The following is a 13,723-nucleotide window of genomic DNA, read 5'->3' as shown; positions in this document are numbered from 1 at the left end:
AAAGATGGTGTTTACCTTGATTCGTGCTTTATTGTTTGATTTAGACGAGACGTTACATGACCGGTCCGGTTCTCTTCCCTGTTTCCTTCGGGATCAGCATCAACGTTTTAGTGAAGTTGCGCATGTTCCGATCGACGACTACATCACGACGTTCTTATTGCTTGATCAAGACGGTCGCGTCTGGAAGGACGTCGTCTATGCCGAAATGATTCGTCGCTTCGAATTGTCGCTTTCTGTTGAAGTACTGCTACATGACTACATGACGCGTTACCCGATCTTCGCCCGGAGCTTTCCGGGAGTCGACACCTTTTTTGCGCAATTACCGCCTGAGCTACCCATCGGCTTACTGTCGAACGGTCGGACGACGTTCCAACGTGCCGTCTGTGACGCCATCGGACTGTCTCCCTCCTTTACGCAGATTGGGATTTCGGAACAAGAAGGCGTCCGTAAACCGGATCCGGCATTTTTCTTGCGCTTAACGGACCGTTTAGGTGTTCGCCCGGACGAAGTCCTTTATGTCGGCGACAATTACGACCACGACATCTTACCGGCGCGCGCCCTCGGCATGCAGGCGATTTGGAAGCGCACAGGCGATGTTCCATTGACCGACACGCAATTTTCGGACTGGTGCCAGTTACCTGATCCACTCCAAGACCTGATACGAAAGGAGAACCAGCCATGACGGAACAGATTCGCCGTTTCCAGCCTGACGATTTTGAGCAGATTCATCGATTGAACGCATTAGAAGGGTGGCAGGATCTCGTCGCTGATCAAGAGCGGACCCGCAACGCGTGGATGAATGCCAATGCCGCTTTTGTCCTTGAGTCTGACGGAGAAATCCTTGCCTATGTCCGAGCTTTAACGGACGGTTCAGTGACGACGTTCGTCTGTGAGCTCCTCGGCAGCCGAAACGCACGCAAGCGTGGGTACGGACAACAGTTACTCGATCACTTGCAACTCACCTATCCGACGCGGATCGATCTCCTGGCAACCCGTCAAGCTGCTTCCTTTTATGAACAACAAGAATTTCGTGCTTTCCATGGTTTCCGTAAATCACGATGAAGCGAGTGATTTCGAATAACTCGTGCTCGTCACGCTGTAGCCCATCGATTGATAAAAGTGATGGGCTGCTTCGCGTTCCGGTCGATTACCACTGTTCAGTAAAACGGCAGTTGCTCCTCTTGCATGCGCCCAGTCTTCCGCTGCTCGGATCAAACGGCGCCCAATTCCCTGCCGACGATGTTTCGCGTTGACGACGAACGCGACGATTCGGACATAGGTCGTATCATGCTCGAACGCTTGCGCCTGAAACAGACCGACGCAGCCGAGAAGAATATCGTCGTCTTCTAACACAAGCAATTCATAATCCGGATGACGGGTGACCCGCGAAAATCGTTCGCGTAAGACGTCCTCGCTTGCCGGATAACCAAGTTGCGTCATCAATCCGACCAATTGTGGTAGATCGTCTGTTGTCCAAGACCGGATGGTCATATTTCTCTCCCCCCTTATCGTGTGGGCGACAGAATCATCACCCGTTCTCGACCCTCTTCCTGACCGACGACCAGCACGTGCTCAGATACCGGATCGTCCTTGACTTGATACACGGTAAACGCATCGAGGTTCGACGCAAAATCAGATGTGTCCTGTTCCAGTTGCGTATCAGTCAAGACATCATCCGTGACGCCAAGTCGCTTCCCTTTCAGCTGTTGCCAATCTGTATCCGTAATTTTTTTGGCTACCGTGTATAACTGTTCATCATAATACATGCCGACGACCATCGATTGCGACGATTGCTCGGGAACGGTCTCATGCAAGGAACTAAAGCCGATGATCGTCAGACCGGCAGCGAGACAAGCAGCTTGTAACGAGCGCCGTCGCCGTTTCGCTTTGCGGATACCTTGGATTGTCCGTTGCCTGACAGATGACGGTACGTCGATCAAGATTTTTGGCTCGTGATTCATAGAACTCATCCCCTTCTGTCGTCGTACTTTCTCGAGTGCGCGGTACAACGTGCTTTTGATCGTACTCAGTGGCACATTGAAGGTTTGCGCAATCTCTTGCAATGACAAATCTTCTTCATACCGGAAGTAGACGATTGATCGCTCGGTCGGCTCGAGGACATCCAGTAAATCGTCCAAGTACAAGCGATCGACGAGACGCTCTTCAAACGACGTCGTTTGACTGGGTTCGATCGCGAGCGGCTGAAACGACGCTCGATGTTGCTGGAAAGCGCAATTCATCGTGATGCGCGTCAACCACGTCTTAAAATACGAAGCATCCCGTAAACTCTTTCGTCCACGCCATGCCCGGTACGCGACCTCTTGGACATTCTCAAGCGCTGCCGCCTCCTCTTTCAGATAAATGAAGGAAATACGGTACACATAGTCTTCTTCTGCGAATAAAGCTGCTTCAAAAGCAGCGTCGGATAATGCTGCACCTGACTTTCGAAACACATCGGCATCCTCCTTTTTTGCAATCACTCCCCTATTAGATACGCGACACGTTTAAAAAGTTTCATTTTTTTCAAATTTTTCTTATAATTCCCTTTTCTTGCATGAATGAATTCGATAGGATGGGAAACAGAGAGGATGATGAACGTGTACAAGAAACTCACTGCTTTACCGGAGCTTATGCATCTCGAAGGGGCGGTCTCCATCCACCAGCAAGGTGAACAAATCTTTAGTCATGCTAACGGATTCGCACATCGGCGCTACCGTGTATTGAATACAGAAACGACGCGATTCGGAATTGCCTCTGGTGCAAAACTTTTCACGGCGGTCGCCATCTTACGGTTAGTCGAGGCAGGAAAGGTTGCACTCGACGAACGCGTCGCGACGATTCTACCGGACATAGGAATCGATCTAGACAGCGTGACCATACATCATCTGTTAACTCATACGTCAGGCATCGGTGATTATTTTGACGAAGCGACGATGACCGATTTCGAGGAGGTCTTTCAAGATCTCCCAATGTACCGTTTGCGTCGTCCCATCGATTTTTTACCGTTGTTTCAGGACCAAAAAAGACAGTTCACTGCAGGCGAACGTTTTCATTACAACAATGCGGGATACATCCTGCTCGGTCTCGTAATCGAACAATTGACGAAACAACCCTTCGCGGATTACGTGACGAACGAATTATTCACTCGTGCGCAAATGACGCAGTCTGGCTACTTCCGACTCGATTCCCTGCCGGCGGATACAGCCACCGGCCATATCGAGAATGAAGACGGTACGTGGCGAACGAACCACTATGCGTTACCGATCATTGGCGGACCAGATGGCGGTGCCTTCCTCACAGCATCAGACATGGAACGTTTCTGGCGAAGTCTTCTGACGCGTCAGTTGCTGTCCGAATCGATGACTGCGCAACTGTTTCATCCCCACGTCAAAGTCAACGATGTTGCGTCTTATGGTTACGGCGTCTGGCTGAAACGACTCGATGCCACACACGAGAAGTGGCACATTATGGGTTACGACCCGGGTGTCAGCTTTCATTCCGCCTATTATCCACAATCGAAAACGATCGTCACCGTCTTATCGAATACGTCTAACGGAGCCTACGCGCTCGTTCAGGCCATCGAACAACTTTTACTTGAGAAAGGAATCCATACATGAACCTTTATATTGCTTCTCGCTTTGATCACACGTTGACCGTCCGCTGGCTCCGCGATGAACTCCGCTTGCGTGGACACGATGTAACATACGACTGGACGATGAATGATCGGGCAGAGGATCCCGAAGCATTACGAAAGATTGGTCTTGCTGAATTCGAAGCCGTGCAACAAGCGGACGCCTTCGTCCTCGTGTTACCAGCAGGGAAAAGTAGTCACGTCGAACTCGGGATTGCGCTCGCGACGAATCGCCCGATTTACTTATGCATGCCGGATGCGACCTACTTCACCGGACCATTGGCCAGTACGTTTTATCATATCGGACGGACGACCTCTTGCTTCGGAACGAAAGAAGATTGGCTCGCGCAGATTCTCGCTGATTGCTTACCGGAAGAACAACTGACATCATGAGGACCGTCCCATGCCGGGAAAACGACGTTCGCACGACAGCTTGCTCAACGTCTACCAGCAAGCCTTGTCATCGATCAGGATCTTCAAGCACGTTTTTTGCTCGAACATTATCCGGACCTCGTTCCAACAGAAGGACCGAATCAGATCAAACATGACTTGACGGGATGGTTGATCGAACAGGCAATCACGTCTTCCGTTGAGACCATCATCTTATGTAATGCCAACACCACGCAGACCGGTCGGAAACAATTATTAGATCCATTCTCCCGTTCGACGTTCCGCTCGATCCTCGTCTGGTTCGATTTACCCGAAGTGACAATTGCAGACCGACTGACTCACTCCAAACGCGATGGACGAGAGATTCGTGGCGACTCGTCGTACTACGACATCTATCAGCGTCAACGAATCGAGCCGCCAGTTACAGGTGAAGCGGACCAAATCGTTCGTCTTCGTTCGACGGAAGACGTTGACACATTCCTCGACCATGTCACGAATCCGTCGCTTGATGCTCTCTGCGATGCGGTATTGACTGATTGAACAACATGACAATCGTGCGTAAAGCACCCGCTTCTTCATCAACGCATGCAAAAAGACTAGCCGATATGTAACCGATTACAAAAGAAAGAAGGAACACTCATGTCTGAAGAACAACGACTGACTGGTGGAAATGTCTCCGCTGTCTATCAAAAAGGTGAGCATGTCTATCGCTCACAAAAAGAGAACAGCAACAACGTCCAACGGTTATTACGCCACTTAGAAGCTAAACGCCTATCCGGTGTTCCGCGTTTCGTCGGCATCGACGAACAAAATCGAGAGATCCTGACCTTTCTCCCTGGCGAAACGGCCGATTATCCCCTAAAAGCATACATGTGGCATGATGACGTATTGGACGATGTCGCACGTCTGATGCGCCAGTATCATGACGCGACAGTCGACTTCGACGTCTCACCGAACTGGGCACCGTTGCTCAATACCCCGACTCCATACGAAGTCATCTGTCACAACGATTTTGCCGTCTACAATACGATTTTTCAGGATCAAAAACTGAGTGGCGTGATTGACTTTGACCTCGCAGCACCCGGTCCACGTGCTTGGGATATCGTCTACACGCTCTATACGTTCGTTCCGCTTAGCCGCATACGACAAGCACCTGACGGATCCGTTCTTGCTTATTCACCAGAGCAAGATGACACACGTTTCGCCAAGCGAGTGAGTCGGTTCCTTGATGCGTATGGCTATGAAGGACCGCGTTCCGAACTTCTATCCATGTTATTGTTGCGCGTCGAAGCCCTCTATCTGTTGATTGATCAAAGAGCTGCGGACGGTGATGCTGCCTTTGTCAAGATGAAAGAAGAGGGTCACGATACACATTACCGCGCGGAATACCGTTTCATCGCGGAACATGGGGAGAAGTGGTTTATAAAATAATAAATCAAAAAAATCATAAAGTTAAAACTCAATAAATTTAACTATGGAGGAATATTTAAATGCGTTTAATAAATTTTAGTGTTACGAATTATAAAGTATTTAAAAAGAAATTTACAATTAATTTTTCTACAGATTCAATAGCTATTCTGACTGGTAGAAATAATACAGGTAAGTCTACTATCCTTGAAGCTATCTTTTGCTTCTTTAAAAATGAAACTAAAGCAAAAACTATTTCAACTGACTGTTTTTCTAAAGAAACTGAAGAAATAATTTTTGAAGCAGAATTTAATATTAAAAATGAAAATTATGTATTTATTAAAAAATATAAAAAAGATGCTGCTCCAAAATTTTATGACAAAGACAATATTGAAATTGATAAAAAACACCCTTTAAAACAAATCTTAGAAGAACTTTTAAATAATAAGCCGTTTTATATCACTCCATCGATGTTACCTGAAGATATTGATGAATTAATACACAATATATATTCCGAAATAATAAAAAGCGATTTAGAAAAATTAGAGTCTTTAAAAAGAACCGATGAGGATCAACATGAAGATCATTTAATTGAATTGGCGGAAGAGTATAAAAAACTTAAACAATCCTACCCTGAATTTCTTCGAAAGTTAAAATTAAATACTGATGAAATACTTAATGAAGTAAGCAAAGATGTATCAACTAATTTACAGAGTTTATTTTCAAACGATAATCTGCATTTAGAAGTAATTGGAGGAGAGACAGAAGGGTTTTCTTCGAATGATTTATTAAAATCAACAAATTCAAGCGTAAAAATTAAAAATCATCAACAAGAAAAAATGCTTTTAACAAATCAAGGGACTGGATTACAGAGAATGAGCTTAATATATCTAATACAGAACATGATTCAAAAAAATTTACTAGGAGATAGGGAAAATAAATTATTGCTAATTGATGAACCAGAAGCATTTTTACATCCTGAGGCTGTCCGCGCACTTAGTAGTTCACTATACTCAATTGGTTCAACAATGCCATTAATGATTTCAACTCACTCTCCAATTCTTATTGATTTGTCTGAAGGTCATACTTCAATTCAAGTTTTTCGTGTGGGTGAACATCAAGCGATACAATTATACAAATCTGAAAAAGAAAACTTCGATAAAGACGATATTAAAAATATGAAAATATTGAATTATGTTGATTCATACGTCAATGAGTTTTTCTTTGCAGATAAAATTATTGTTGTCGAAGGCGATACTGAATATATTGCTTTTAAGCACTTAGCAAAAAATAAAAATATTAATCTTCATATTATTAGAGCAAGAGGAAAATCTACAATTTGTACTTTAATGAAAATTTTAAATCAGTTCAAATCCAGTTACGATATACTGCATGACGTAGATAATCATTCAAGATTTTCATCTACAACTTTAAAAGCACAACAAACAAATTGTAAAAAAATTATGCAACAAAAAGGGTCCCGTTCAGGTATTAATGTTTTTTGCTCTATATCAAACTTTGAAAATGCTATAGGAATTGGCGATATTTCAAATGATAAAAAAACACAAACAATTTTTGAAATTTTGAATGCAGACCCAGAGAGTTCTTATGCAGAAACTAAACGTTTAATTGAAAAATTATTTGATAAAATCATATCCAAAAGTGCTAGTACTCTATCACCTAATTTTATGGAAATTCAAAGAGAAAAAGATTATGAGTTATTATTTGAAGATTTAATTGTACAAAAAATACAAGAAGAGACTAAAGTAAAGGCTACAAAATAAAGATTTTTTAAAAGATTAGGATTTCTTATATAAATTTCTTATAGTTTTTCATAAAATCTATAAAATTTAAATGTGTAAAAAAAAATATAAAAATAGACCAATTATAATGTATATTGTCTTTAATGAAATACATTTGGGTCTATTTTTATTAATTTCAACTCATTTTTTCACTTTTCTTCCTCTATCATTCTAACAATCACTCTTGCGCCTTGCTCCGAATGATTCCTAATCGTCAACTCACCATCATGTAAATCAATGATTCGTTTAACGATCGATAATCCAAGACCATGTCCTTCATTCGCTCGTGACTGTTCGCCTTGATAAAAGCGATCGAACACGTACGGTAAGTCCTGTTCTGCGATTCCTGGTCCTTCATCACGGATCGTGACGCGAATGTTCTCTCCTTCACTTAAGGTCACTTCTAACACTCCCGACTCTGGCGAAAACCGAATCGCGTTCTCAAGCAGATTGAGCCAGACGTGCTGCATCAGTTCCTCCTCCCACTCGACGGACACTTCTGGTAAATCAAGCTTCAGTCGAAGTGATTTCTCCGTCCACTGTCGTTCCAGTAGTAAAAGACATGTCCGAAGTTGTTCATCAAGGCGATACCTTTTCCGCTCGATGATCGTCTGATGATCAAGCCGCGATAAGCGGACGAGATTCGAAGTCAAGCGTGATAGACGGGTGCTCTCTTGCTCCATGATCGTCAAGTACTGCTGCCGTTTATCCGAGTTTTCTTCTGTCTGTAATAACCTAGAAAATCCTTGAATCGAAGCAATCGGTGTCTTCAGCTCATGCGAGATCGAGGCGACGAGATCCTTTGCGAGATGGTCGTTTCGTCGCAGTGCTTCGGTCATGTGGTTGAAGTTTTCAACGAGGAGTGCGACCTCATCATTTCCACCTTCCTTGATCGAGACATCATAGTTCCCGTTCGTCACTTCAATCGCCGCTTCACTGATGCGACGAATCCGTCGTGTCACGAGCGTGACGGCAAGCCAGGTCAGGATGAAGGCGACGCCGATCGTGATGACGATACCGATTCCAGCTGACGTTCGTAATCCGTCAAGGATGCGTTGTCCGGCAATCGGTGTCGAGACGAGATATCCTGTCTTCGTTTGGCGAATGTATTGCGACGGTTCGAGCCACGTTCCATCGATCGTGATTTCATCCTTTTGCTGTAACTGGTCACGTTCTGACGACGATAATGATTGTACTTGATTGAGCGACGTGTATTGTGTCGTCTCAATCAAAGACTGATCCATATACTGACTCGCCTCAGCGAACGACAGGTTTTGGTCTTGCATCAATCGTTCAATCTGATCCGTTCGTTGTTGCAATTGATTATTTAGGTCTTGATCGACTTCTTGAAACTGGAACCAGACCGTCATGATGAACGGTAACAGCAGTGGTAGTAACAATAAACCGAAGAGGATGACGAAAAAGCGACCAGAGATCGAGCGGACGAAGCGTTTCACTGGATCACTCCCTTATAACCGAGTCCCCAGACCGTCTCGATCGTAAAATCATCATAGGCGCTGAACTTGTCACGCAACCGCTTGATGTGGACATCGACCGTCCGACTGTCGCTCTCGACATCATATCCCCAAATTTCGTCCATCAACTGCTGACGCGTAAAAATCTGCTTCGGGTGTGCCAGCAAGCGATAGAGCAGTTGAAACTCCTTTTGTGGTAACGGTATCTCACCATGAGGCGTTACGACCGTTGCGTCCGTCATCCGTAGTTGCAGGGCGCCGACGATTAATTCTTGTGCTGCTACAATCTTTGACCGGCGTAACAGCGCTCGGATCCGCAGTAATAGCTCGTCCAAATCAACTGGCTTGACCATATAATCATCGGCACCGGTCGTGAATCCGGCTTCCTTATCCTGAAAGGAATCCAGCACTGTCAACATCAAGACAGGTTGTTCGTACCCGGATTCACGTAGCAGCTCAACCAGTTCGATTCCTGAGACGTGCGGCATCATCACATCCGTCACGACGAGGTCGACGTGTTTCTGATCGAGTTGATCGAGGGCGTCTTTCCCGTCTCTCGCTTCAATCACCGTAAAGCCGGCGGACCGGAGTGTCTCACCTAATAGTAGACGGACATTCCGGTCATCTTCGGCAATCAAAATCGTTACCATCGTCCTCCTCCTTCACTTAAACATTTCGTAAGGCATCGATCGGATTCAAACGAGATGCCTTTCGCGCTGGCATATAACCGAACAAGACGCCGACACCGATCGAGAATCCGGCGGCAAGCAGAATCGTGCTCACGGAGAGTGTGAACGGTGTACTGATCATCAGACTGACGCCAAATGCGAGCATCGCTCCGACAAGAATCCCGATCAGCCCACCCATCAAGGACAGCAAGATCGATTCCAAGAGGAACTGTAGGCGGATCGTACGTGGTTTCGCACCGAGTGCTTTTCGCAAGCCAATCTCCGTCGTCCGTTCCGTGACCGAGACGAGCATCATGTTCATGATACCGATTCCGCCGACGATCAAGGAAATCGACGCAATACCCGTCAACAGGAGCGAGAGCATCGTATTGATTTGGTCAATCGAATCGAGTGCTTCATCCAAGCTGACGACGTCATACGTATCGTCGCGTCCGTTATAGAATTGATACAGCTTTGCCGAGACATCCCGTTTGACGGTCGCGACGTCTGCCGCGTCCGTCTTGAAGACATCCACTTGCTTAACGGCTGTCACCCCAAGCGTCCGCAGGGCTGTCGTATAGGGAATGACGATTTGATCGCCATCCGCGTCACTGACACCGACGATCCGGTAATAGAGTCCATCGAGCTTGATCGTCTTACCGATCGCGACCTGACCCGGATAGAGCGTCCGGGCGACGGACGGACTGACGACGGCGACATGCGTCTGTTGTTTCACATCACTGATGACGATACCACGTCCTTGCGGGACATCTTCTGATTCCCGGTAATAGATGTGGTTTCGTCCTTCGATCGTCACTTGGTCGAGCGTGTGATTTTCGACACGGACGTCCCGGACCGTCGAAACGGTCGGTGAGACACCGCGTGTTCCTTTAATCGTGTTTAACTCTTCCAGTTGTGCAGGTGATAATCCTTCTTTCAACGGCGTCTCTGTCGTTTGGACCGTTAATTTATTGGCACCGAACGACGCGACCTCTTCGTTGATTGAGGCCGTCGCGCCGTTGACGATCGAAATCAAGGCGATGATCGATGCGACACCGATGATGACACCAAGCGTCGTCAAGAACGACCGCATCTTATGATGCCAGATATTCGACCATGCCATCCGTAACGTTTCGCGAATCATGTCGTCACCTCCGTCACCTGACCATCCTCGATCCGGATGATCCGGCGGGCTTGCTTAGCAATATTGACATCGTGTGTGATCATGATGATCGTCTTCCCTTCCTCTGAGAGGCTCTCGAACAACTCCATGATTTGTTTCCCTGTCTTTTGATCGAGCGCTCCGGTCGGCTCATCGGCGAGTAAGATCGTCGGTCGCGTCACGAGCGCCCGGGCAATCGCAACCCGTTGTTGTTGACCACCGGACAGTTGACTCGGTAAAGCATCGGCTTTATCTGTCAATCCGACACGTTCCAGGAGCTCAAGCGATCGTGCGCGGCGCTCTTTGCGCGAGACGCCGGCATAGATGAGCGGTAATTCGACGTTTTGTAAGACGCTCATGCGCGGTAGCAACTGGAACTGTTGAAAGATGAAGCCAATCTCTTCATTGCGAATCGTCGCTAGCTGATCCTCGGATAGATCGTGGACGAGCTGCTCCTGCAAGCGATAGACGCCGTTTGAAGCGACATCGAGGCATCCGATGATGTTCATCAGCGTTGATTTTCCTGAACCCGAAGGTCCGAGGATCGTCACATATTCACCAGCCTCGATCGTCAGCGATACTCGATCGAGGACGATGTGACGATTGGTTCCTTCACCGTAAGTTTTTTGGATTTCTTGCAAATTAACGACCGGCATCAGGACGCACCTCCTGGTGGAGTTGGAAGAAGACCGGAACCACCGTCTTCACTCGGCAGGAAGACTTCGTCTCCGGCGGACAATCCATCCTTGATTTCAATATCCTGTCCGTCCGTCACGCCCGTCTCGATGTATTGACGAGTCGTTTCCCCGTCTTTTTTCACATATACATACGGACGATTCGACTTCGAATACGAAATGACATCGAGCGATAAGACAGGTACATCTTGTGCGAGTTGATATGGTAAACGTCCCTCGACCGTCATGCCGGGTAACCAGTTTGACGAACTCGGTACCGATACCTTTGCATTGAAATACGTACTTCCATTTTCCGTCACAGCTTCCGGACTAATCGATTCGACCTTCCCTTTGATGGTTTCATCAGATGCATCTGTCTGTAGTTCGATCGTATCTTCAACTTCAATCCGTTCGATATCTTGTTCATCAATTTTCAGACGAGCGATCAACTCTTTGCTGTCTGCAACAACGAAGAGGACAGTATTCGGGGCGTAGGCTTCGCCTTCCGTGACGTCAAGACGAACGAGCTGTCCGGAGCGAGGTGCCTTGAAATCTTCTCCTCCTTCGACGCTGACGATCGTTTGACCCGACTTAACGGTATCTCCTTCTTCAAAGCGAACGTCGGTGATACGGACATCACGATCACTGATGACCGTCTGTCGATCTTTCGCTTCAAGCGTGCCTGAGAAGTAGAAGAATGTTTTTAATGTCTTCGACTCGACGACCTCCTTCGTTCCTTGTGCTTCTCCTCGTCCTAAAAAGAGCGTGGAACCGATTAATAGGAGTACCAGGATGACCCCTCCACTGATCCATAACCATTTCTTGCGTGTTCGTTTCATGTTAAATGCCTCCCTTGATTGGTGTTAATCCGATCATAAGGAGAAGTTATGAACCAACTATGAACAAATGTAAAAAAAGTGGTTTGGTCAGAAATAAAAACGCAATAGACAAAATTTTCTAAAAATAATACACTGAACATAACCAAATTATGTAAAAGGAGTGGTCATATGGATATTACCTTTCAAGATATTTCGCATACATTCGAACGAAGCGGTATCCGGACCGACGTCTTGCATCAACTAAACGGTCAGTTTTCGCAAAGTGAGGTGACGGCACTCGTCGGTCCATCCGGGTCTGGAAAATCAACGTTCCTGAGTCTCCTTGGTTCACTCGATCGCCCGACGTCCGGTCAGATTCTTTATGACGGACAGGACATCACGTCTTGGAAGAACAAACGGTTATCGCAATTTCGCTCGCAAGAGATCGGATTCATCTTCCAGCAGTTTCACTTATTACCGGCACTGACGGTATCTGAGAACTTAAAGGTCGCCTTGTTAAAGCAAAAGACATCCTTCAATCAAGAGGAGCGGATTCTCGAGTTACTCGAACGGGTTGGACTCGACGACAAACGGAATGCTTTACCGGCTCAATTATCCGGTGGTCAACAACAACGGGTCGCGATCGCCCGTGCCCTGCTCCATCATCCGCAATGGATTCTCGCGGACGAGCCGACCGGTAATCTCGATTCCGTGACCGGTGACGCAATCTTCGAGCTGTTACTAGAGCTGCATCGTGAAGCTAAATGTGGCGTTTTATTTGTCACACACGACCTAGAACTCGCCGAACGTGCTGACCGGATTCTCTTCATGCAGGATGGACGAATCGTTGAAGATCGCCGGAAGCGTACGGTGCAAAGTGTCTAAGTATTGTTAATGAGGAGGTGTCTCGCGTTGCACACGTTTCGTGCCAAATTAATCACGAGCTTCATCGGCTCACTTGTCGTTTTTCTGTTGCTGTCGGTATCGACACAATCCGTATATGAAGCATTTCAGAATGCGGACTTCTCGGAACAGGAGACGACGATCGTGCGGGGATGTAATCATAACGACTTATCCAATTTATTCTTCACAAAAAACAGTTGTAATTTCGATGAAAAAATTGATGAGAGAGAAGACGGCATCGATTTTGGTGAGTCCGATGAACAAATTAAAAATACGGGAGGCACACCACGCGATCGAAAAGTAAAGGATCTTCCTCCATTTTCTATTTTGAATGTTGTAGAAGGCACATCCTCCAACAACATTCTATTCTTCACCGCTGTACTTGTACTGGTTGCTTTCGTAGCATACCGGATTCGTCGTCGTCGGCGACGTTCATCACAACCACGAGAATTTGAAAGTGAAGCAAACCATTGGGTCCAACCATCGTCTGAAAGTTATGTCCAACAAACAAACCTTCAATCGATGCTTACTCCGCCTGAAGAATCATTACGCCTGATGCTATTTGATTTTAATCAACGATTACCACGTGCCCTCAGACGGCGAAGCCACGAATCGTTGACAGACTGGACGGAGCGCATTCATCTGGTGACGCCACTCTCCCCTTACTTCGTCACCCGCTACGCAGCGCAAGCAGAAGTAGAAGCACTCGATGCACAAGCGATTCACCATTTCGAACAAGATCTTACGCGTTATTTAAAGACGCAGCTCTCCCAATAACAAGCAAAGGAGACTA

The 13,723-nt window shown here is 46.5% G+C and carries 15 protein-coding genes and 1 pseudogene; 9 read left to right on the top strand and 7 right to left on the bottom strand.

The genetic code is table 11. The features are described 5' to 3' along the window. Nucleotides 1–16 precede the first annotated feature (16 nt). The gene (locus AYO36_RS06470; protein WP_064299837.1) at nt 17–682 is read left to right on the top strand and encodes an HAD family hydrolase; all 666 of its coding nucleotides are present in this window, start codon (nt 17–19) and stop codon (nt 680–682) included. Continuing rightward, on the top strand, nt 679–1,062 hold the full coding sequence (locus tag AYO36_RS06465) for a GNAT family N-acetyltransferase (protein WP_064299836.1): 384 nt from the start codon (nt 679–681) through the stop codon (nt 1,060–1,062). The genes AYO36_RS06470 and AYO36_RS06465 overlap by 4 nt, the downstream gene beginning before the upstream one ends. Here AYO36_RS06465 and AYO36_RS06460 read toward each other — a convergent pair. Then, the gene (locus AYO36_RS06460; RefSeq protein ID WP_064299835.1) at nt 1,054–1,491 is read right to left on the bottom strand and encodes a GNAT family N-acetyltransferase; all 438 of its coding nucleotides are present in this window, start codon (nt 1,489–1,491) and stop codon (nt 1,054–1,056) included. The genes AYO36_RS06465 and AYO36_RS06460 overlap by 9 nt on opposite strands. 14 nt (nt 1,492–1,505) lie before the next feature. Continuing rightward, nucleotides 1,506–2,453, bottom strand: coding sequence for a sigma-70 family RNA polymerase sigma factor (locus AYO36_RS06455; protein ID WP_064299834.1), 948 nt, complete (start codon nt 2,451–2,453; stop codon nt 1,506–1,508). Nucleotides 2,454–2,597: 144 nt separating this feature from the next. Between AYO36_RS06455 and AYO36_RS06450 the strand changes: the two genes are divergently transcribed. The 5 genes and pseudogenes from AYO36_RS06450 (at nt 2,598) to AYO36_RS06430 (ending at nt 7,212) form a co-directional block, all read left to right on the top strand. Continuing rightward, entirely contained in the window at nt 2,598–3,617 is a 1,020-nt protein-coding gene (locus AYO36_RS06450; RefSeq protein ID WP_231884656.1) for a serine hydrolase domain-containing protein, read from the top strand. Further along, nucleotides 3,614–4,024, top strand: a complete 411-nt coding sequence (locus tag AYO36_RS06445) for a toll/interleukin-1 receptor domain-containing protein (RefSeq protein WP_064299832.1) — start codon at nt 3,614–3,616, stop codon at nt 4,022–4,024. Before AYO36_RS06450 ends, AYO36_RS06445 begins: the two co-directional genes overlap by 4 nt. A gap of 12 nt (nt 4,025–4,036) precedes the next feature. Continuing rightward, nucleotides 4,037–4,561: pseudogene (locus AYO36_RS06440) on the top strand (P-loop nucleotide/nucleoside kinase family protein); the annotation flags it as partial. 99 nt (nt 4,562–4,660) lie between these two features. After that, complete coding sequence (locus AYO36_RS06435; protein WP_064299830.1) at nt 4,661–5,452, top strand: phosphotransferase; 792 nt, start codon at nt 4,661–4,663, stop codon at nt 5,450–5,452. 59 nt (nt 5,453–5,511) lie between these two features. Next, nucleotides 5,512–7,212: an ATP-dependent nuclease gene (locus AYO36_RS06430; RefSeq protein ID WP_064299829.1), complete on the top strand. Its 1,701-nt coding sequence runs from the start codon at nt 5,512–5,514 to the stop codon at nt 7,210–7,212. 167 nt (nt 7,213–7,379) lie between these two features. Here AYO36_RS06430 and AYO36_RS06425 read toward each other — a convergent pair whose 3' ends face one another. Genes AYO36_RS06425 through AYO36_RS06405 form a run of 5 tightly spaced genes read right to left on the bottom strand, consistent with a single transcriptional unit; the run spans nt 7,380 to nt 12,048 of the window. Continuing rightward, nucleotides 7,380–8,687, bottom strand: coding sequence for a HAMP domain-containing sensor histidine kinase (locus AYO36_RS06425; RefSeq protein WP_064299828.1), 1,308 nt, complete (start codon nt 8,685–8,687; stop codon nt 7,380–7,382). Beyond that, on the bottom strand, nt 8,684–9,355 hold the full coding sequence (locus AYO36_RS06420; protein ID WP_064299827.1) for a response regulator transcription factor: 672 nt from the start codon (nt 9,353–9,355) through the stop codon (nt 8,684–8,686). Before AYO36_RS06420 ends, AYO36_RS06425 begins: the two co-directional genes overlap by 4 nt. A gap of 16 nt (nt 9,356–9,371) precedes the next feature. Then, entirely contained in the window at nt 9,372–10,517 is a 1,146-nt protein-coding gene (locus AYO36_RS06415; protein WP_064299826.1) for an ABC transporter permease, read from the bottom strand. Beyond that, nucleotides 10,514–11,191 carry an ABC transporter ATP-binding protein gene (locus AYO36_RS06410; RefSeq protein ID WP_064299825.1) on the bottom strand — a complete coding sequence of 226 codons (678 nt, stop codon included), beginning with the start codon at nt 11,189–11,191 and terminating at the stop codon, nt 10,514–10,516. The genes AYO36_RS06415 and AYO36_RS06410 overlap by 4 nt, the downstream gene beginning before the upstream one ends. Continuing rightward, the gene (locus tag AYO36_RS06405) at nt 11,191–12,048 is read right to left on the bottom strand and encodes an efflux RND transporter periplasmic adaptor subunit (protein WP_064299824.1); all 858 of its coding nucleotides are present in this window, start codon (nt 12,046–12,048) and stop codon (nt 11,191–11,193) included. The genes AYO36_RS06410 and AYO36_RS06405 overlap by 1 nt, the downstream gene beginning before the upstream one ends. Before the next feature lie 168 nt (nt 12,049–12,216). On the opposite strand from AYO36_RS06405, the gene AYO36_RS06400 reads away from it, so the two are divergent. Both AYO36_RS06400 and AYO36_RS06395 read left to right on the top strand, forming a co-directional pair. Next, on the top strand, nt 12,217–12,912 hold the full coding sequence (locus AYO36_RS06400) for an ABC transporter ATP-binding protein (RefSeq protein ID WP_082202561.1): 696 nt from the start codon (nt 12,217–12,219) through the stop codon (nt 12,910–12,912). A gap of 27 nt (nt 12,913–12,939) precedes the next feature. Then, nucleotides 12,940–13,707 (top strand): hypothetical protein, encoded by a 768-nt coding sequence (locus AYO36_RS06395; RefSeq protein ID WP_064299823.1) that lies wholly within the window; start codon nt 12,940–12,942, stop codon nt 13,705–13,707. Nucleotides 13,708–13,723: the final 16 nt, after the last annotated feature.

The organism is Exiguobacterium sp. KKBO11, assembly GCF_001644945.1.
In the GTDB taxonomy this organism is placed as follows: domain Bacteria; phylum Bacillota; class Bacilli; order Exiguobacteriales; family Exiguobacteriaceae; genus Exiguobacterium_A; species Exiguobacterium_A abrahamii.
This window is presented reverse-complemented; position numbering and strand designations above follow the sequence as displayed.

What these genes read in the sequence shown, in the direction of transcription:
- AYO36_RS06460 (WP_064299835.1), bottom strand. Translation starts at nt 1,491, where the DNA reads ATGACCATCCGGTCTTGGACAACAGACGATCTACCACAATTGGTCGGA.
- AYO36_RS06400 (WP_082202561.1), top strand. Translation starts at nt 12,217, where the DNA reads ATGGATATTACCTTTCAAGATATTTCGCATACATTCGAACGAAGCGGT.
- AYO36_RS06420 (WP_064299827.1), bottom strand. Translation starts at nt 9,355, where the DNA reads ATGGTAACGATTTTGATTGCCGAAGATGACCGGAATGTCCGTCTACTA.
- AYO36_RS06465 (WP_064299836.1), top strand. Translation starts at nt 679, where the DNA reads ATGACGGAACAGATTCGCCGTTTCCAGCCTGACGATTTTGAGCAGATT.
- AYO36_RS06445 (WP_064299832.1), top strand. Translation starts at nt 3,614, where the DNA reads ATGAACCTTTATATTGCTTCTCGCTTTGATCACACGTTGACCGTCCGC.
- AYO36_RS06435 (WP_064299830.1), top strand. Translation starts at nt 4,661, where the DNA reads ATGTCTGAAGAACAACGACTGACTGGTGGAAATGTCTCCGCTGTCTAT.
- AYO36_RS06415 (WP_064299826.1), bottom strand. Translation starts at nt 10,517, where the DNA reads ATGATTCGCGAAACGTTACGGATGGCATGGTCGAATATCTGGCATCAT.
- AYO36_RS06410 (WP_064299825.1), bottom strand. Translation starts at nt 11,191, where the DNA reads ATGCCGGTCGTTAATTTGCAAGAAATCCAAAAAACTTACGGTGAAGGA.
- AYO36_RS06405 (WP_064299824.1), bottom strand. Translation starts at nt 12,048, where the DNA reads ATGAAACGAACACGCAAGAAATGGTTATGGATCAGTGGAGGGGTCATC.
- AYO36_RS06430 (WP_064299829.1), top strand. Translation starts at nt 5,512, where the DNA reads ATGCGTTTAATAAATTTTAGTGTTACGAATTATAAAGTATTTAAAAAG.